The sequence below is a fragment of the Pseudoxanthomonas suwonensis 11-1 genome (assembly GCF_000185965.1).
In the GTDB taxonomy this organism is placed as follows: domain Bacteria; phylum Pseudomonadota; class Gammaproteobacteria; order Xanthomonadales; family Xanthomonadaceae; genus Pseudoxanthomonas; species Pseudoxanthomonas suwonensis_A.
This window is the reverse complement of the sequence record NC_014924.1, coordinates 3,080,153-3,096,964: the sequence shown is the minus strand read 5'-3', so window position 1 is coordinate 3,096,964 and position 16,812 is coordinate 3,080,153. Positions and strand designations below refer to the sequence as shown.

Genomic DNA, 16,812 nt, shown 5'->3' with positions numbered 1-16,812 from the left:
GCTCAGGCGCCGGCCACGTCATCCAGTCCCGTCTCCGCAACTGGAGTTGCGCCGCCATCGCGCATCAGGCGCGCGGCCATCCATGCGGCGGCCAGCATCATCACGGCGCCGAACACCGCGATCGCGCGCATGGCATTGGTGAAGGAGGCGCGCGCGGCCTCGGCGAAGACGCCGTCGTCGGCCAGTCCGCCGGCCACCGACATCGCACCTCCGATGGTGGCCAGGGCACGCACGCCGTCCGCCGGATCGAGAGCGGCCGGCACCGCCGGTCCCAGCCACATGCGGTACAGCAGCATGCCGGCACTGCCGAGCACGGCGATGCCCAGCGCGCCGCTCAGTTCGGCGCTGGTTTCCGACAGTGCCGAGGCCGCGCCGGCGCGCTCGGGCGGTGCGCTGGTGATGATCAGCTCGTTGCCGACCGTCATCACCGGGGCCAGCCCGATGCTCATGGCGATCATGCCCGCGACCAGGAACCACAGGCCGTAGGGCGGCACCACCATCGCGGTGATGCCGAAGCCCACCGCCGCCAGCAGCAGGCCGCGCACCATCACCCGGCGCGCGCCCCAGTGCCGCGCAAGCCGCGGCGCCAGCAGCGAGCCGACGGTGAAACACACCGACCACGGGATGGTGGCGACACCGGCCTGCAGCGGGGTCAGGCCAAGCACCAGCTGCAGGTACTGGGTCATGAAGATGTACACGCCCATCATCGCCAGGCCGGTCAGGGCATAGGCCACGATCGCCGCCGAGAACGCCGGACGCCGGAACAGGGTGACATCCAGGAACGGATAGGCCAGGTGTCGCTGCCGGCGCACGAACAGCACGCCCAGCGCGACGCCGACCAGCAGCATGGCGATGCCGCGCGGGTCCAGGCCGTACTCGGCGATCCGCTTGAGGCCGTAGACCACCGCCAGCACCGCGCCCGGCGACTGCACCATGCTGGCCAGGTCCAGCCGTCCCGCTTCCGGGTCGCGGTATTCGGGCAGCAGCCGTGGCCCCAGCAGCAGCAACAGCACCATCACCGGCACCGCGGCCAGGAACACCGCGCCCCACCAGAACCACTGCAGCAGCACGCCGCCTACCAGCGGGCCGACCGCGCCGCCGACCGAGAACGCGGCGATCCACACGCCGATCGCGAACTGCCGTTCGTGCTCGTCATGGAACATGTTGCGGATCAGCGACAGGGTCGAAGGCGCCAGGGTCGCGCCGGCCACGCCGAGCAGGGCACGCATCGCGATCAGCATCTCCGCACTGCGCGCGAACGCCGCCAGCACCGATGCGACCGCGAACGCCGCCGCGCCGGCCAGCAGCAGTCGCCGCCGGCCGAGGCGGTCGCCCAATGTGCCCATGGTGATCAGGAACCCGGCCACCAGGAAGCCGTAGATGTCCACGATCCACAGCAGCTGGCTGGCGCTGGGATCCAGCTGCGCGCTGATCGCCGGCAGCGCCAGGTTCAGCACGGTCAGGTCCATCGCATAGACCAGGCAGGGCAGGGCGATGATGGCCAGGCCGATCCATTCGCGGCGGCTGGCTTTGGCGGAGGCGGCAGCGGTCGTCATGCGCTTCTGTTGTATTGGTTCCATCACTGCGACGAACGGCATGGGCGGTTCTCGACCGGCCATGCCCGCAGCACCGCGCGACGCCCGCACCGCCGCGGCCGCGAGGTGGCGCTAGCGAACCAGGAAGTCGAACAGCCTGGCGATCCGCGCGTAGGGCGGCTTGAGCCAGTCGCTGGCGCTGATCCGCGGCTGCCACAGCACCGGCAGCAACTTGCCCATGGAGTCGAACCCGGCGCGGCCGTGGTAGGCGCCCATGCCGCTGGCACCGACGCCGCCGAACGGCAGGCCTTCGGCGGCGAAGTGCAGCAGCGCGTCGTTGACGGTGACGCCGCCGGCGAGGGTGCCGTCGAGGATGCGCTCGACCTCGCCGCGGTCGTGGCTGAAGGGGTACAGCGCCAGCGGGCGCGGGCGGGCGCGTACTTCCTCCAGCGCCTGGTCCAGCGTATCCACGCAGCGGACCGGCAGCACCGGGCCGAAGATCTCGTCCTGCATCACCGCGAGGTCGTCGCCCGGCTCCAGCACCAGGGTCGGTGCGAACAGGCGCGATTGCGGATCGTGGCCTTCGGCCAGCACCACCACCTCGCAGCCTTGCCCGCGTGCCTCGTCGACGTAGCCCTGCAGGCGCGCGAAGTGGCGCGCGTCGATGACCCGGGTGTAGTCCTCCGCGCCATCGCGCAGGTCGCCATAGCGCGCCGCGACCTGCTCGCGCAGCGCCTGGACGAAGGCGTCGCGGCGCCCGCGCCCGACCAGCAGCACGTAGTCCGGGGCGATGCAGGTCTGGCCGCCGTTGAACCACTTGCCGCTGGCCAGGCGCGCGGCCGCGCGCTCGACTGGATAGTCCGCGCAGACGATCGCCGGCGACTTGCCGCCCAGCTCCAGGGTCAGCGGGGTGAGGTTGGCGGCCGCGGCAGCCATCACCTTGCGTCCGACCGCGGTCGATCCGGTGAATACAAGGTGGTCGAACGGCAGCGCGGCGAAGGCGGCGCCGACTGAGGCGTCGCCTTCGGCCACCGCCACGCGCCCGGCCGGGAACGCCTCGGCCAGCAGTTCGCGCAGGAAACGCGAGGTATGCGGGGTCAGCTCGGAAGGCTTGAGGAACACGTGGTTGCCGGCGGCGATCGCGGTGGCCAGCGGCACCAGCGCCAGGTTCACCGGGTAGTTCCAGGGCGCGATCACCCCGATCACGCCCAGCGGCCGGTGGCGCAGCTGCGCGCGGGCCGGCCACAGCCGCCAGCCGGCGGAAACACGCTGCGGCTTCATCCAGCGGCGCAGGTGGCGCAGCAGGTGGTCGATCGCGGCCAGCACGGTCATGCCGTCGGCCAGCAGCGATTCGTGGCGCGAGCGGTGGCCGAAGTCGGCGGCGATGGCGTCGGCCATCTCCGGCAGCCGGCGCTTCAGCGCCGCGCGCAGGCGCAGCAGGTCGTCGCGCCGCTGGGCGTAGCCGGGGATCGCGGCCTGCCAGGCCCGGCGCAGGAGCTCCAGCTGCGCGGCCAGGTCCACCGGTGTGGCCGGCGGGGCTGAAGCAGGCGGCGCGCGATCGCCGCCTTGCACCTGGGCGGCTGCGGCCACGGTCGTGGCGGAGGTGGTGGCGGCATTGGCCGCGATGGTGCCGGGGTCGGTGTTGGATGCCATCGCCGGAGTGTAGTGGCAGGGGAGCGGCAGCCTACAATGCCCGCATGAACGCCAATTCCCTGCGTCCCTACCTGGACAAGCGCCCCGTGCTGGGCGAACGCGTGTACGTCGATCCCGCCGCCGTCCTGATCGGTGACGTGGAGCTGGCCGAGGATGTCTCGGTGTGGCCCGGCTGCGTGCTGCGCGGCGACGTCAACCACATCCGCATCGGCGCGCGCACCAATGTCCAGGACGGCACCATCGTCCACACCAGCCACCACAGCCCGTTCAACAAGGGCGGCTACCCGACCCTGGTCGGCGCGGACGTCACCATCGGCCACGGCACCATCATCCATGCCTGCACCATCGAGGACCTGTGCCTGATCGGCATGGGGGCGTGCATCCTCGACGGCGCCACGGTGAAGAAGTACGGCTTCGTCGGCGCCGGCGCGGTGGTCGGCCCGGGCAAGGTGGTGGGCGAGGCCGAGCTGTGGCTGGGCAACCCTGCACGCTTCGTGCGCAGGCTCAGCGATCGCGAGATCGAGAGCCTGCATTACTCCGCCGCGCACTACGTGCGGCTGAAGGACAACTACCTGGGCATGGCCGCGGCCGGTTGAGCCGGAGCGGTGGCCGCCTCCAGCGCGGCCAGCACCGCCATCGCCTCGGCGCGGCTGGCGCCGCACATCTCCGGACCCGGGCGCAGCGAGGCGCAGACCGCGGGCCGTTCCGGTCGGCCGAACAGGCGGCAGCGCAGGGCCTCGTCCAGCTGCGGACACGGCATGCCCGCAGGCTTGCCCCGCGGCAGGCCGGGGATCGGCGATGAGATCGACGGCGCCGTGCAGCAGGCAGCGCAGCCGCTGCGGCAGGCGAAGGCGGGGGTAGCCGGCGGATGCATGCGGCCAGTGTAGTCCCATGGCTGGGCAGGTCCGTGCCCGGCCGGTTACATTCGGCGCCGGGGAAAGGAGTGGGGAACCCATGCCGCCACAGGCAGCCCGCCGGCAGGAGCGCCGGCGATGACCGGTACCACCACGCAAGCCGCGACCGCGGCGACTGCGCCCGTGCGCCTGCTCGACACCTACCGCGAAGTGGTCACGCCCGAAGGCGTGCCGCTGCACCTGCCGGCGGCCGGCCCGGTGCCGCGCGCCCTGGCCTGGCTGATCGATTTCGGCGTGCGCATGGGCGTCCTCTCGGTGCTCGGCACGATCCTGGCCCTGCTTGGCGGCCTGGGGCAGGGGCTTTACCTGGTGTGCCTGTTCGTCGTGGTCTGGGCCTATCCCATCGTGTTCGAGGTCGCCTGGAACGGGCAGACCCCCGGCAAGCGCGTGCTCGGCCTGCGCGTGGTCGGCGGCGATGGCGCCCCGGTGGGCTGGCTGCCGGCGATCGTGCGCCACCTGCTGCGCACCGTGGACATGCTGCCGTTCGGCTATGCCGCCGGCCTGGTCACCAGCCTGTGCGACCGCCATGGCCGCCGCCTCGGCGACCTGGTCGCCGATACCGTGGTCGTGCACGTGCCACCGCGCGCGGCCGTGGTGCAGGTGCCGGCGGTGCCGGCCCTGGCGGCGGGACAGCCGCTGCGGGTCGAGGAACAGGCGGCGATCGTCGCCTTTGGCGAGCGTGCCGGGCGCCTTTCGGCCGCGCGGCAGGTGGAGCTGGCCGGACTGCTGCGGCCGCTGACCGGCAGCGGTGGCATGGACGGCGTGCATCGCCTCTATGGCATCGCCAACGGATTGCTGGGGCGGCGATGAGGCAGGAGCAGTTCGTCGCCCGCCACCAGGCCGAGTGGGAAGCCTTCGAGCAGTGGCTGCGCCATCGCGGCGGCGGCCGCGGCAAGGCGGGCCCGGGCCAGCCCCAGGTGGTGGCCGACGAGGAGATCCCGGCGCGCTACCGGCGCCTGTGCCAGCAGCTGGCGCTGGCGCGCAGCCGCGACTACAGCTCACCGCTGCTGGAACACCTGCAGCAGCTGATGCAGGACGGCCACGCCGTGCTCTACCGCGCGCCGCCGCCGCGCTGGCGCCCGGCGCTGGAGTTCGTGGCCGCCGGCTTCCCGCGCCTGGTGCGCTCGCAGGCGGCGCTGATGTGGACCTCGCTGGCGCTGTTCGCGCTGCCGCTGCTGGCGATGTACCTGCTGATGCTGTGGCGCCCGGAGCTGGTCAACCACGTGCTCGACCCGGCCCAGGTCGCGCAGTTCGAGCGCATGTACGACAGCAGCGATCCGGACCGTGCGCTGGGCCGCGAGAGCGGCGACGACTGGCGCATGTTCGGCCACTACATCATGAACAACGTCAGCATCGGCCTGCGCACCTTCGCCGGCGGCCTGCTGGCGGGAGTGGGCACGATCTTCGTGCTGGTGTTCAACGGCATCTCGATCGGCACCGTCGCCGGCTACCTGCAGGCGGTGGGCCACGGCGGGCCGCTGTTCCGCTTCATCTGCACCCACGGCGCGCTGGAGCTGAGCGCGATCGTGATCGCCGGCGGCGCCGGCCTGCGCCTGGGCCTGGCCCTTGTCGCGCCGGGCAACCGCCGCCGCCGCGACGCCCTGGTGCACGCCGGCAGGATCGGCGCGCGCCTGAGCCTGGGCGTGGCCCTGATGCTGCTGGGCGCGGCCTTCATCGAGGCGTTCTGGTCCTCCATCGCCTGGCTGCCGGACCTGCTGCGCTTCAGCGTGGCAGGGCTGCTGTGGGCGGCGGTGCTGGCCTGGCTGTGGCGTGGTGGACGCGGCGGGGAGGATCCCGATGCGGCCTGAGGACCTGCAGGTCAACCTGCGCCCGCGTTCATCGTGGGAAGCGATGGAACTGGGCACCGCGCTGCTGCGCCGGCATGCGGCGGCGGTGTGGCGGCCGTGGCTGCTGGTGATGCTGCTGGCCTTCGCCATCGCGCACGGGCTGGCCTGGCTGCTTGGCATGCCATGGTTCGGCATCGTGCTGGCCTGGTGGTCCAAGCCGGCGCTGGAGCGGATCCCGCTGTACGTGCTTTCGCGCGCGGTGTTCGGCCAGGTGCCGGGTACCGTCGCCAGCCTGCGCGCGCAGCCGCGCTTCGCCCCGGGCACCCTGCCGGCCCACCTGCTGTGGCGGCGCTGCAGCCCGGCGCGCTCGCTGCTGGTGCCGGTGGACCTGCTGGAGGGCAATACCGGGGAGCTGCGCGCCGCCCGTCGCCACGCGGTGGCCGGGCATGCCTATACCCAGGCTTGCGTGCTGACCGCGGTGTCGGTGGCGTTCGAGTTCGCCCTGGCCCTGGGCTGCGTGGCCCTGGTCCTGCTGTTCGTGCCGCCGGAGCTGCTGAAGTCGCTGCTGCGCGCGCTGGGCCAGTCGATCAGCTGGCCGCCGCCGTACTGGATGTGGCTGGTGCTGGGCACGGTGCTGTGGATCGCGGCCACGGTGATGGGCCCGTTCTACGTGGCTGCCGGCTTCGGCCTGTACCTCAACCGGCGCAGCGAGAGCGAGGCCTGGGACGTGGAGCTGGCGTTCCGCCGCCTGCGCCAGCGCCTGCTCGCGCAAGGCGCACCATTGCTGCTGGCCCTGCTCGTGGCGCTGCCGCTGGCCGCCCGCGCCGGAGAGCCCGATGCAGGCGACGGCACCCGGGCCGGGAAGGCCACCGAGGCCAAGGACGGCCGAGACGACAAGCCCACCCTGCCGCAGGTGTTCGGCGACCAGCTGCAGGAAGACGAGGCATTCCGCCGTGCCGCGACCCGCGCCCACCGGGATCCGCTGCTGGCCCGCGAGCGCGTCGTCACCCGCTGGCAGCCGCGCAACCCGGCCACGCCGCCGGAACCGATGAAGCTGCCAAAGTGGCTGGATGGCGTGGCCGCAGTGGTCGCCTGGATCGCCGAGTTCGGCCTGTGGCTGCTGCTGGCCGCGCTGCTGCTGGTACTGGCGCTGACCGCCCGGTACTGGCTGCCCTGGTTGCGGGGCGTCCTGCCGGCTGGGGGAACGAAGGAGCGGCCCGCACGGGTGGAGATGGACGAGGCGATGCCGCCGGAGATCCTGCCGGACGACATTCCCGCTGCCGCCCGCCGCCTGTGGGCCGCGGGCAAGCCGCGCGCGGCCCTGGCCCTGCTGTACCGCGCCAGCGTGGAAGCGATGGCGGGCCGCGCCCGGGTCGAACTGCCGCCCGGCGCCACGGAAGCCCAATGCCTGCGCGCCGCCGCGGCGCTGGCCCCGGAGGCCGGGCGCACGGTGTTCTCGCGCACCGTGCGCGCCTGGCAGTACGCCGCCTACGCCGGCAGCCTGCCGGACCAGGCCGGGTTCGACGAGCTGCTCGACGAGGCGACCCGTTGCTGGGGGTGGCGCGCATGAACGCCCGCCAGCGCGGAATCCTCGTCGGCGCGATCCTGCTGGGCCTGCCGCTGGTGCTGCTGGTGGGCGCGATCTGGTTCCAGCGCCATTTCGAGAAGGTCGAGCAGCGCCTGCCGCTGCCGCCCGGTGGCGAAGCCGCGAGCGACCCGCTCTACACCCTGCGCCGCGTGCTCGAGGCCGACGGCATGCAGGTGCATGCGCACGACGGACTGGCGGCGGCCGCGGTGGTCGGTAGTCCGCGCGATACCGTGCTGCTGCATGGCGACCCGGCGACGGTCGACGCCAGGCAGGCCGCGATCCTGCTGTCCTGGGTCGAGCGCGGAGGCCACCTGGTGCTGCGCACGCCGCCGCGGGGTGGCGATCCCGGCGAGGTGCCGCTGCTGGCCGCGCTGGGCCTGCGCGATGCGCTGCGCGCACCACGCTGCGAACAGCTGCGCGTGCCCGGCCAGCCGGACCATGTCGAGTTCTGCCGGGGACGCCGCTTCACCCCCGGCGCGGCGTACCCGCCGCGGCTGCATTGGGGCGACCCCGAAGCGGGACTGGTGTATGCGCGCTGGCAGCGCGGTCGTGGCCATGTCGACCTGCTGGCCGATCTGGATTTCCTCGAGACCACCAAGCTGCGCGACGTGCCGCACCAGGCCCTGGCCCGGCAGGTGCTCGGCCCCAACTACGGACGCGGCAGCTTCCACCTGGTGCGGATGGAGCAGCCGCTTCCGCCATGGCTGCGGCTGCTGCGCCGCGCCTGGCCGGTATGGCTGCCCCTGCTGCTGGCGCTGGCGGCCGGGCTGTGGCGCCACGGCCAGCGCTTCGGACCCTGGCTGCCCTCACCGCCGGGCGAGCGTCGCTCGCTGCTCGAACATGTCCAGGCCAGCGGCGAGCTGCTGTATCGCCGCGGCCACCTCGGGGTGCTGCACGCGGCGATGCGCGAGGCCTTCCTCGCCCGCCTGCGCCGGCGCGACCCGGCCAGCCATGCACTGTCCGCTTCCGCCCGCGTGGCCGCGATCGCAGAACGCCTGCAGCTTCCGCAGGAACTGGTACGCGAGGCGCTGCAGGCGCCGGCGGACCGGCAGGAATTCCACGCGCGCATGCGCACCCTGGTCCAGATGAGGAACCGGCTATGACCGACACCCCCGCTTTGCCGCCCATCACCGGCGACGCCCTCGCCGGTCGCGTCGCCGCGATCCGCGCCGAGGTCGCGCGCGCCTTCATCGGCCAGGACGACGTCCTCGACCAGGTGCTGGTCGCGTTGCTGGCCGGCGGCCACGTGCTGATCGAGGGCGTGCCCGGCCTGGGCAAGACCCTGCTGGTACGCGCGCTGGCACGGGCGCTGGCGCTGGAACACGCACGCGTGCAGTTCACCCCGGACCTGATGCCCAGCGACATCAGCGGCCACGCCGTGTACGACCCGGAGAAGGGCGACTTCCGCATCCGTCGCGGCCCGGTGTTCACCAACCTGCTGCTGGCCGACGAGATCAACCGCGCCCCGGCCAAGACCCAGTCGGCGCTGCTGGAGGCGATGCAGGAAGGCCAGGTCACGATCGAGGGCGAGTCCTTCCAGCTGGAGCGGCCATTCATGGCCCTGGCCACGCAGAACCCGGTGGAGCAGGAAGGCACCTATCCGCTGCCGGAAGCGCAGCTGGACCGCTTCCTGTTCAAGCTGCTGATCGGCTATCCGCGCCACGCCGACGAGGTGCGGATGGTGGCCGAGGTCACAGGTGGCCGCGGCGGTGGCGATTTCGAACTGGACGAGGTGGTGCCGGTGGTCGGTGCCGCCGAGCTGGTGGCGATGCAGCAGGGCGTGGCGCAGGTCACCGTCGATCCGGCGGTGCTCGACTACGCGGTGCGGATCGTTGCCGCGACCCGGCAGTGGCCCGGCATCGCGCTGGGTGCCGGTCCGCGCGGCAGCATCGCCCTGGTGCGCGCGGCGCGCGCGCAGGCGGTGCTGGAAGGCCGCGACTTCACCACCCCCGACGACATCCGCGCGGTCGCGGTGCCGGCGCTGCGCCACCGCATCGCCCTGGCCGCGGAGCTGCAGATCGACGGCCAGTCGCCGGACGACGTGCTGCGCGCGCTGCTGGCCCGGGTGGAGGCGCCGCGCAAGTGAGCGCCGCGCGTTGCCAGCCCTGCAAAGCGGAGGCGCGATGAGGCCCGGCATTCCATTGCTGGTGCTGCTGGTGCTGTGCGCGCTTGCCGGCGTGCTGCCGGTCGCGGGCCTGGTACCGCTGTGGGCATGGGCGACCGGCGTCGCCGTGGTCGCATCGCTGGCCGTGGTGGATGCGCTGCGACTGCGCAGGCTGCCGACGCCGGAGGTGGAGCGGCGCCTGGTCGAGGTGCTGCCGGTGGGCGTGCCGCGCGAGGTGGAACTGGAAGTGCGCTCGCCGCGTGCGTTGCGGCTGGAACTGGCGGACCTGCATCCGCCGGGCTGGCGCGCCGAAGGCCTGCCGCTGCGCCTGGTCCTCCCGGCGCATGGCGTTGCACGGGTGCGCTATCGCCTGGTGCCGTCCGCGCGCGGCAGTTTCGTGCTGGAAGGCACCCACCTGCGCCTGCCTTCGCCGTGGCGGCTGTGGCGCACGCTGCGTATCGCGGGCGAGCCACAGCAGGTACGGGTATATCCGGACTTCGCCCCGCTGGCGAAACTGGCGCTGTTCAGCGCCGAACAGGCCTCGCTGCTGGTCGGCGCGCACATGCGCCGGCGTCGTGGCGAAGGCACCGATTTCCGCCAGATGCGCGAGTACCGCGTCGGCGACAGCCTGCGCCAGGTGGACTGGAAGGCCACGGCACGCGCGCGCAAGCTGATCTCGCGCGAGTACCAGGAAGAGCGCAACCAGCAGCTGCTGCTGGTGGTCGATACCGGCCGGCGCATGCTCGCCACCGAAGGCGGACTGTCGCACTTCGACCACTCGCTCAATGCCTCGCTGGTGGTGGCCTGGCTGGCACTGCGCCAGGGCGACGCCGTGGGCCTGATGGCCACCGGCGCCAACCACCGCTGGCTGCCGCCGCGGCGTGGCCCGGGCGCGCTGCAGGGACTGCTGCGCGGCAGCTACGACCTGCAGCCGCAGCCGGTGGCCACCGACTACCTGGCCCTGGCCGACGCGCTCGCGGCACGCCAGCGCCGGCGCGCGCTGGTGATGTTGTGCACCAACGTGCGCGACGAGGATGCCGACGACCTGCTGGCCGCGGTGCGGCTGCTGCAGCGCCGCCACCTGGTGTGCGTGGCCAGCCTGCGCGAGCAGGTGCTGGACCAGGCCCTGGCCCAGGAGGCCGACGACCTGCATGGCGCGATCCGTGCCGGTGCCACGGCCGCCTACCTGGCGCAGCGTGCGCAGGCGCACGAGGCGCTGCGCCGCCACAGGGTCATGACCCTGGACGTGACCGCCACCGAGCTGCCCGGCGCGCTGGTGGAGCGCTATCTGGCGGTGAAGCGGGATGGGGTGCTTTGAAGCCGGGATTGGGGATTACCGGACATTCGTCCGTTGAAGGCCGGGATTCGGGATTCGGGATTGGGGATTACCGGACTTCGTCCGGCGAAAGCCGTGATTCGTGGTTTGACTGGCATTCGATCGTTGGACACGGATCAGCTGCGTGCGTGACCTTCTTCACTGGCGGGCCAGCTTTGGTCGGCGAGGATGGAGCCATCCACACGAAGGAGTTGTGCAATGAGCAACGGACCCGGCTCCGCGGGCAATGTCATCGCCGCCATCTGCAGCCTGGTGGTGCCCGGTCTCGGCCAGCTGGTCCAGGGGCGGGTGCTGTCGGCCCTGGTGTGGTTCCTCGCTGCCTGCATCGCCGGCGCGATCACGTGGCTGGTGACCCTGTCGCTGTTCCCGTTCGGCTGGTTCGTGGTCAGCGTGCTCTCGTGCATCAGCGCCGCGATGTACCGCCGCCCGGTGGCCTGATCCAGCCAGTTCCGGTGCGCCGGCTCAGGCCGGGCGCAGCAGCATCGCGGTGAGCCGCCGCACCACCGGCAGCGCCACCAGCAGCACCGGGAAGGCGACCAGCCACGACAGGGCCCAGGCGGAGAGCCAGCGTGTGGCAAGGTCCGGTGGCATCCCGGTGGCCTTGAGCGTGGAGATCAGCGACACGACCGCGGTCATCAGCAGCGACAGCAGCAGCGACAGCAACAGCGGCATGACGATCGCGGCGTAGCGCGGCGGCAGCTTTGGAATGCGGGGCAGGATGCGGCTGGATCGCGTAGGGGGCATCCGTCTCGGAGAGGTATCAACAGGGGCCTGGTTTCCAGCCCTGCATGACAGGCGGGATGTAAGCCTGCACAGCTCACCAGTGACACGCTGCACGATCGCGCATGAATCGCCTGCACCGTCCGCGGCCTGGTGTACCTGGACAGCCGATGGAGCGCTCATGATCGCGCTGCAGTGCAGGCATCCGCCTGCTGCAACGGCATCAAGGAGCAGTCGTGTAACTCAGGCCGTGCGTGCGTCCGCGGCGGCTATCGCGCGCAGCGCGCCCCAGCCCACCAGGGCCAGGCCGACCGCCGACGCCACCGACAGCAGCAGGGCGACGACGCTGTACAGCGCCAGCCAGGTACCCAGCGAACCGCCGCCACTGGACATGCCATAGGCCAGCACCCAGCCCTGGCCAAAGCCGGCCAGCAGGCGCAGCAGGGTGCTCACCAGCACCACCGCCGCCCCGGCCACGGCCAGCTTGCGGCCGGGCGCACCGGCGCGGGTACGGGTGCGCAGCATGGCCAGCACCAGGCTGGCCGCCAGCAGTTCGGGCAGCTGGTAGGCCAGCATGGTCAACGCCTGGGTGAGCACGCCGGTCAGTCCGCGGTGACCAGGCGCACCTGCTCGGCACGCAGCTCGTCGTAGACCGGGCTGGTGTCGGGCCGCACCCCATGCCACAGCTCGAACGCCTCGGCGGCCTGCTCGACCAGCATGCCGAGGCCGTCGACCACGTGCAGGCAGCCGGCGGCGCGCGCCCAGGCCAGGAACGGGATCGCGGCCTCGCCGTAATTGATGTCCACCGCCAGGGTGCGGCTGTTGACCAGGGTCATCGGTGCGGTGAACGCGCCGGCGCCGGTGCCGCGCGCGGCCGAGGTGGCGTTGACGATCAGCTCGAAGTCGCCCTGGTTGGACAGGTCGTCCCAGTAGCGCGAGTACGCGCGCCCGGGCTGGCCCAGCGAATCGACCAGGGCGTCGGCGCGCGCGGGGGTGCGGTTGACCACCGCCAGCTCCAGCACGCCTGCATCCAGCAGGGCCGCGGCCACGCCCCGGGCGGCGCCGCCGGCACCGACCAGCAGGGCACGGCGACCGCGCAGGTCCAGCGCGTGGCGGCCGGTGAGGTCGCGCACCAGGCCGGCGCCGTCGGTGTTGTCGCCATGCCACTGGCCGTCGCGCCAGGTCAGGGTGTTGACCGCGCCCACCGCGCGGGCGCGCGGGGTGAGGGTGGCGGACAGGGCATAGGCCTGTTCCTTCAGCGGCATGGTCACGTTGCCGCCGCGCCCGCCGCCGGTGGCGAAGGCCGCGAGGATGTCGGGGAACTGCCCGGGCGGCGCATCGATGGCCGTGTACTGCAGGGCGATGCCGGCCTGCCGCGCAAAGGCCGCATGGATCCGCGGCGACAGCGAGTGGGCGATCGGGTGGCCGAACACGGCATAGCGGGCTTCGGGCATGGCGTCCTCGTTGTTGCGGTGGGTGGGCCGGCGGCGGCTAGACTGCCTGGCCCGCCCTACGGACCAAGCCATGCGACGCCACCTGTTGACGGCCCTCTGCCTGAGTCTACTCCTGCCGGCTACCGCTTCCGCGCTGGCCGAGTTCGGCATCGAGGGCCTGTGGACCGCCTCCACCCGTGACGACGAGCTGCGTGGCAGCATCTCCCCGGACGGGCAGTGGCTGGCCTGGGCCAGCGACCGCGAGGGCGGCCCGGGCGGCATGGACCTGTGGATCGCGCGCCGCGACGGTATCCGCTGGGTCGATCCGCAGCCGCTGCCGTTCAACACGCCTGGCCCGGAGACCGAGCCGGCGTTCTCGCCCGATGGCCGCTGGCTCTACTTCGCGTCCCGGCGCAAGGGTGGCCGCGGCGGGCTGGACCTGTACCGGGTGGCGTTCGACGGACAGCGCTGGGGCGCGCCCGAGCCGCTGGCAGCGCTCAACACCCCGGGCGACGAACATTCGCCGACCCCGGGACACGACCGCCTGCTGTTCTCCAGCAATGGCCACAACGCCGGTGGCGGGCTGGACCTGTTCGCCGCGCGTATCAGGCCCGAAGGTAGCGTGGAGCTGTCCGGGGCCCTGCCGGGCATCAACACCACGGCCGACGAGCTGGACGTGATGGAGCTGGATGGCGGCCGCGCGCTGCTGTTCGCGCGCCGTGACCGCGCCACGGGCAACGCGCGCCTGTACCTGGCCATCTGCCAGGGCGCGGCCTACGCCGAACAGGGTCCGTGGGGGCTGTCGTTCAACAGCGAGGAGCGCAGCACGCGGGCACCGGTGGTCGACCTCTCGCGTCCGGCCGACCTGCTGGTCACCGGCTCGGCGCCGGCACCGAAGGCCGGCAAGGGCGACCTGTACCGGGTCGCCGCGCCGACCCTGCGCGGGGCCGACGGCTGCATGCCGGGCACCTGAGCGCCGGGAGTTGCCTGCGCTGGGCGGCGGGGCTCAGCCCTGGCGCAGCCAGCGCGCCACGTCCATGGCGTAGTAGGTCAGCACGCCGTCGGCGCCGGCACGCTTGAACGCCAGCAGCGCTTCCAGCGCGCAGGCCTTCTCGTCCAGCCAGCCGTTGGCCGAAGCGGCCTTGAGCATCGCGTACTCGCCGCTGACCTGGTAGGCGAAGGTCGGCACGCCGAAGGCGTCCTTCACCCGCCGGATCACGTCCAGGTAGGGCAGGCCCGGCTTGACCATGACCATGTCCGCGCCCTCGGCGATGTCCAGCTCGACCTCGCGCAGGGCCTCGTCCGAATTGGCCGGGTCCATCTGGTAGGTGAACTTGTTGCCCTTGCCGAGGTTGCCGGCGCTGCCGACCGCGCTGCGGAACGGGCCGTAGAAAGCGCTGGCGTACTTGGCCGCATAGGACATGATCCGGGTGTTGATGAAACCCGCGTCCTCCAGCGCCTCGCGGATGGCGCCGATGCGGCCGTCCATCATGTCCGAGGGCGAGAGGATGTCGACGCCGGCCTCGGCGTGCACCAGCGACTGCTTGACCAGCGCCTCGATGGTCTCGTCGTTGAGGATGTAGCCGGACTCGTCGATCAGCCCGTCCTGGCCGTGGGTGGTGTACGGATCCAGGGCCTGGTCGGTCATCACCCCCAGCTCGGGGAAACGCGCCTTCAGGGCGCGGATGGCGCGCGGGATGATGCCGTCCGGGTCCCAGGCGATGCGGCCATCGGCGGTCTTGGCCGCCGGGTCGGGCACGCCGAACAGGTCCAGAACCGGCACGCCCAGCTCCAGCGCCTCCTCGGCCACGCGCAGCAGCTCGTCGATCGACAGCCGCTCCACGCCCGGCATCGAGGGCACCGGGCTGCGGCCCTTCTCCTCGTGGACGAAGACCGGGTAGATCAGGTCGTTGGTGGTCAGCACGTTCTCGCGCATCAGGCGGCGGGAGAACTCGTCCCGGCGCATGCGGCGCGGGCGGATCAGCGGATAGGACATGGGTGGCTCCTTGCAGGCCTGGAATGATACGCCCCGCCTGCCCGCGCCTCGCCGGACAGATTGTCCCGGCCGCGCAGCGCCACCGGCCGCCGCGGCGACTCAGCTCAGGACATAGCCTTCCGGCTGCAATGGCGCTGGCAGCGGCGCCACGCCGAGGCCGTCGAGCAGGTCGATCTCCACGATCCGCGCAAGCGCGTCCAGCGGCAGGTCGTTGGGCTCCAGCCCGAACGGATCCTCCAGCTCGTCGCCGAGCCGGTCCAGGCCGAAGAACGCATAGGCCAGCAGGGCCGACACCAGCGGCGTGGCCCAGCCCAGCACGCCGACCAGCCCGAATGGCAGCAGCACGCAGAACAGCCAGGCGAAGCGGTGCAGCAGCAGGGTGTAGGCGAACGGCAGCGGCGTGGCCAGGATCCGCTCGCAACCGGCCTGGACCCCGGAAAGCGCCGTCAGGCGTGCTTCGAGCATCGCGTACAGGTAGGGCGGCAGGCGGCCGTCGCGAAGCGGCACGGCCAGTTCGGCGGCGACCACCGCCAGCAGCGCATCGGGGATGTTGGCGCGGTCCAGCGCGGGCGCCTGGTCCGGCTCCAGCCAGGGCGCGGCTGCGGCCCGCGGATCGTGGTGGCGCAGCCGCGCGGCCAGTGCCGCCGCGAAGCCGATCGCAGGCCGCAGCGCCCGCCGCCGCAGGGCCTCGTCTTCCGGCAGCAGGGCATTGCATTCGCGGGCCAGGCTGCGGCTTTCGAGCACCAGCTGGCCCCACAGCTTGCGGCCTTCCCACCAGCGTTCGTGGCAGGCGTTGTTGCGGAAGCTGAGGAAGATGGACAGGGCCAGGCCCAGCAGGGTGAAAGGTCCCACGCCCAGGGCGTCCAGGCCGGGCACGGCCAGCCACCCGGCCGACAGCGAGGTCAGCACGCCCAGGCCGAAGATCGCCGCCACCTTGGGCGCGATGGCCGGCACGATCGAGCCACGCATGATGTAGAGCAGCTGCCAGCTGCGTGGACGGGGGCGGACGATCATCAGGGGCGGGGGCGGCCAGTGCGGGGAGGGGCGCTGCAGCCAAGTGGCCGGCGCGCGGGGCGACGACGATAGCGGCTGGCCCTGGCGCCCGCGACCGTTGCCGTGGTTACTTCCCGTGGCGGGCCGTGAAGGCCCGGAACTGGTTCGCGGTCGATTCACCCGGGGCAGGGGAACATCGCGGCCACCACCACCGGACACAGGGGATCCGCCATGCGCCGCCACCACCTGCTGATTGCCGCCTCGCTCGCCACCGCGCTCCTCGCCGGCTGCGCGGGCACCTCCAAGGTCATGCTCGGCCAGCCGCGCCCGGCGATCGATCCCGCCGAGGTGCAGGTCTATTCGACCCCGCCCGCCGGGTCGCAGGACATCGCCCAGCTGGAGGCTTCCAGCGCGGTCGGTTTCGGCACCCAGGGCCAGACCGACGCGGCGGTGGCCCGGCTCAAGCGCGAGGCCGCGGCGCTGGGCGCCAACGGCGTGGTCCTGGTCGGCGTCGGCTCGTCCGGCTCGCCGGTGGGCATGTCGGTGGGCGCAGGCAGCTATGGCCGGCATACCGCCGGTGGCCTGAGCGTGGGCATCCCGACCACGCAGAAGAAGGCCGCGGGCATCGCCATCTGGGTGCCGCCGGGCGCGGTGGCGCCGCAGCAGCCGGCCACTGGGCCCGAGTCCGAGCCCGAGCCAGCTGAACCGGCCGACTGAAGCAGCGACGCCGGCCCATGGCCGGCGTCGTCCGGT

Annotated in this window: 18 protein-coding genes; 10 read left to right on the top strand and 8 right to left on the bottom strand. The window is 72.5% G+C overall.

Annotated elements, in window-relative coordinates:
- Positions 1-2 precede the first annotated feature (2 nt).
- Both PSESU_RS14205 and PSESU_RS14200 read right to left on the bottom strand, forming a co-directional pair.
- Positions 3-1,556 (bottom strand): MFS transporter, encoded by a 1,554-nt coding sequence (locus tag PSESU_RS14205; RefSeq protein ID WP_155942892.1) that lies wholly within the window; start codon positions 1,554-1,556, stop codon positions 3-5.
- Between the two features lie 111 nt (positions 1,557-1,667).
- Positions 1,668-3,188, bottom strand: a complete 1,521-nt coding sequence (locus PSESU_RS14200; protein ID WP_013536494.1) for a coniferyl aldehyde dehydrogenase — start codon at positions 3,186-3,188, stop codon at positions 1,668-1,670.
- Positions 3,189-3,232: 44 nt separating this feature from the next.
- On the opposite strand from PSESU_RS14200, the gene PSESU_RS14195 reads away from it, so the two are divergent.
- Complete coding sequence (locus tag PSESU_RS14195; RefSeq protein WP_013536493.1) at positions 3,233-3,784, top strand: gamma carbonic anhydrase family protein; 552 nt, start codon at positions 3,233-3,235, stop codon at positions 3,782-3,784.
- On the opposite strand, the gene PSESU_RS14190 is transcribed toward PSESU_RS14195, so the two are convergent.
- On the bottom strand, positions 3,757-4,062 hold the full coding sequence (locus PSESU_RS14190; protein WP_013536492.1) for a YkgJ family cysteine cluster protein: 306 nt from the start codon (positions 4,060-4,062) through the stop codon (positions 3,757-3,759). The genes PSESU_RS14195 and PSESU_RS14190 overlap by 28 nt on opposite strands.
- 118 nt (positions 4,063-4,180) lie before the next feature.
- On the opposite strand from PSESU_RS14190, the gene PSESU_RS14185 reads away from it, so the two are divergent.
- The 7 genes from PSESU_RS14185 to PSESU_RS14155 all read left to right on the top strand — a co-directional run bounded on the left by PSESU_RS14185 (position 4,181) and on the right by PSESU_RS14155 (position 11,355).
- Positions 4,181-4,912: an RDD family protein gene (locus PSESU_RS14185; protein WP_013536491.1), complete on the top strand. Its 732-nt coding sequence runs from the start codon at positions 4,181-4,183 to the stop codon at positions 4,910-4,912.
- Positions 4,909-5,910 carry a stage II sporulation protein M gene (locus PSESU_RS14180; RefSeq protein WP_013536490.1) on the top strand — a complete coding sequence of 334 codons (1,002 nt, stop codon included), beginning with the start codon at positions 4,909-4,911 and terminating at the stop codon, positions 5,908-5,910. Before PSESU_RS14185 ends, PSESU_RS14180 begins: the two co-directional genes overlap by 4 nt.
- Positions 5,900-7,459: a DUF4129 domain-containing protein gene (locus PSESU_RS14175; protein ID WP_013536489.1), complete on the top strand. Its 1,560-nt coding sequence runs from the start codon at positions 5,900-5,902 to the stop codon at positions 7,457-7,459. Before PSESU_RS14180 ends, PSESU_RS14175 begins: the two co-directional genes overlap by 11 nt.
- Entirely contained in the window at positions 7,456-8,580 is a 1,125-nt protein-coding gene (locus tag PSESU_RS14170) for a DUF4350 domain-containing protein (RefSeq protein ID WP_041765088.1), read from the top strand. The genes PSESU_RS14175 and PSESU_RS14170 overlap by 4 nt, the downstream gene beginning before the upstream one ends.
- Positions 8,577-9,563, top strand: coding sequence for an AAA family ATPase (locus PSESU_RS14165; protein ID WP_013536487.1), 987 nt, complete (start codon positions 8,577-8,579; stop codon positions 9,561-9,563). The genes PSESU_RS14170 and PSESU_RS14165 overlap by 4 nt, the downstream gene beginning before the upstream one ends.
- A gap of 37 nt (positions 9,564-9,600) precedes the next feature.
- A complete protein-coding gene (locus tag PSESU_RS14160) occupies positions 9,601-10,899 on the top strand; it encodes a DUF58 domain-containing protein (RefSeq protein ID WP_013536486.1) in 1,299 nt (432 codons plus the stop codon).
- A 216-nt stretch (positions 10,900-11,115) separates the two neighbouring features.
- Positions 11,116-11,355: a hypothetical protein gene (locus tag PSESU_RS14155; protein WP_013536485.1), complete on the top strand. Its 240-nt coding sequence runs from the start codon at positions 11,116-11,118 to the stop codon at positions 11,353-11,355.
- Positions 11,356-11,379: 24 nt separating this feature from the next.
- Here PSESU_RS14155 and PSESU_RS14150 read toward each other — a convergent pair whose 3' ends face one another.
- The 3 genes from PSESU_RS14150 to aroE all read right to left on the bottom strand — a co-directional run bounded on the left by PSESU_RS14150 (position 11,380) and on the right by aroE (position 13,091).
- Entirely contained in the window at positions 11,380-11,661 is a 282-nt protein-coding gene (locus PSESU_RS14150; RefSeq protein WP_013536484.1) for a DUF2798 domain-containing protein, read from the bottom strand.
- A gap of 219 nt (positions 11,662-11,880) precedes the next feature.
- Positions 11,881-12,234, bottom strand: coding sequence for a hypothetical protein (locus PSESU_RS14145; RefSeq protein ID WP_233275232.1), 354 nt, complete (start codon positions 12,232-12,234; stop codon positions 11,881-11,883).
- Between the two features lie 5 nt (positions 12,235-12,239).
- Complete coding sequence (gene aroE, locus PSESU_RS14140; protein WP_013536482.1) at positions 12,240-13,091, bottom strand: shikimate dehydrogenase; 852 nt, start codon at positions 13,089-13,091, stop codon at positions 12,240-12,242.
- A 70-nt stretch (positions 13,092-13,161) separates the two neighbouring features.
- On the opposite strand from aroE, the gene PSESU_RS14135 reads away from it, so the two are divergent.
- The gene (locus PSESU_RS14135; protein WP_013536481.1) at positions 13,162-14,043 is read left to right on the top strand and encodes a TolB family protein; all 882 of its coding nucleotides are present in this window, start codon (positions 13,162-13,164) and stop codon (positions 14,041-14,043) included.
- Between the two features lie 33 nt (positions 14,044-14,076).
- On the opposite strand, the gene hemB is transcribed toward PSESU_RS14135, so the two are convergent.
- Both hemB and PSESU_RS14125 read right to left on the bottom strand, forming a co-directional pair.
- Positions 14,077-15,066 (bottom strand): porphobilinogen synthase, encoded by a 990-nt coding sequence (hemB, locus tag PSESU_RS14130; RefSeq protein WP_013536480.1) that lies wholly within the window; start codon positions 15,064-15,066, stop codon positions 14,077-14,079.
- A gap of 99 nt (positions 15,067-15,165) precedes the next feature.
- Positions 15,166-16,080, bottom strand: coding sequence for a bestrophin family protein (locus tag PSESU_RS14125; protein ID WP_013536479.1), 915 nt, complete (start codon positions 16,078-16,080; stop codon positions 15,166-15,168).
- 210 nt (positions 16,081-16,290) lie between these two features.
- Between PSESU_RS14125 and PSESU_RS14120 the strand changes: the two genes are divergently transcribed.
- A complete protein-coding gene (locus PSESU_RS14120; RefSeq protein WP_013536478.1) occupies positions 16,291-16,776 on the top strand; it encodes a hypothetical protein in 486 nt (161 codons plus the stop codon).
- Positions 16,777-16,812: the final 36 nt, after the last annotated feature.

Bases quoted from the DNA above. Each gene is read 5' to 3' on its own strand.
- PSESU_RS14205 (WP_155942892.1), bottom strand. From the start codon at position 1,556: ATGACGACCGCTGCCGCCTCCGCCAAAGCCAGCCGCCGCGAATGGATC.
- PSESU_RS14200 (WP_013536494.1), bottom strand. From the start codon at position 3,188: ATGGCATCCAACACCGACCCCGGCACCATCGCGGCCAATGCCGCCACC.
- PSESU_RS14195 (WP_013536493.1), top strand. From the start codon at position 3,233: ATGAACGCCAATTCCCTGCGTCCCTACCTGGACAAGCGCCCCGTGCTG.
- PSESU_RS14190 (WP_013536492.1), bottom strand. From the start codon at position 4,062: ATGCATCCGCCGGCTACCCCCGCCTTCGCCTGCCGCAGCGGCTGCGCT.
- PSESU_RS14185 (WP_013536491.1), top strand. From the start codon at position 4,181: ATGACCGGTACCACCACGCAAGCCGCGACCGCGGCGACTGCGCCCGTG.
- PSESU_RS14180 (WP_013536490.1), top strand. From the start codon at position 4,909: ATGAGGCAGGAGCAGTTCGTCGCCCGCCACCAGGCCGAGTGGGAAGCC.
- PSESU_RS14175 (WP_013536489.1), top strand. From the start codon at position 5,900: ATGCGGCCTGAGGACCTGCAGGTCAACCTGCGCCCGCGTTCATCGTGG.
- PSESU_RS14170 (WP_041765088.1), top strand. From the start codon at position 7,456: ATGAACGCCCGCCAGCGCGGAATCCTCGTCGGCGCGATCCTGCTGGGC.
- PSESU_RS14165 (WP_013536487.1), top strand. From the start codon at position 8,577: ATGACCGACACCCCCGCTTTGCCGCCCATCACCGGCGACGCCCTCGCC.
- PSESU_RS14160 (WP_013536486.1), top strand. From the start codon at position 9,601: ATGAGGCCCGGCATTCCATTGCTGGTGCTGCTGGTGCTGTGCGCGCTT.
- PSESU_RS14155 (WP_013536485.1), top strand. From the start codon at position 11,116: ATGAGCAACGGACCCGGCTCCGCGGGCAATGTCATCGCCGCCATCTGC.
- PSESU_RS14150 (WP_013536484.1), bottom strand. From the start codon at position 11,661: ATGCCCCCTACGCGATCCAGCCGCATCCTGCCCCGCATTCCAAAGCTG.
- aroE (WP_013536482.1), bottom strand. From the start codon at position 13,091: ATGCCCGAAGCCCGCTATGCCGTGTTCGGCCACCCGATCGCCCACTCG.
- PSESU_RS14135 (WP_013536481.1), top strand. From the start codon at position 13,162: ATGCGACGCCACCTGTTGACGGCCCTCTGCCTGAGTCTACTCCTGCCG.
- hemB (WP_013536480.1), bottom strand. From the start codon at position 15,066: ATGTCCTATCCGCTGATCCGCCCGCGCCGCATGCGCCGGGACGAGTTC.
- PSESU_RS14125 (WP_013536479.1), bottom strand. From the start codon at position 16,080: ATGATCGTCCGCCCCCGTCCACGCAGCTGGCAGCTGCTCTACATCATG.
- PSESU_RS14120 (WP_013536478.1), top strand. From the start codon at position 16,291: ATGCGCCGCCACCACCTGCTGATTGCCGCCTCGCTCGCCACCGCGCTC.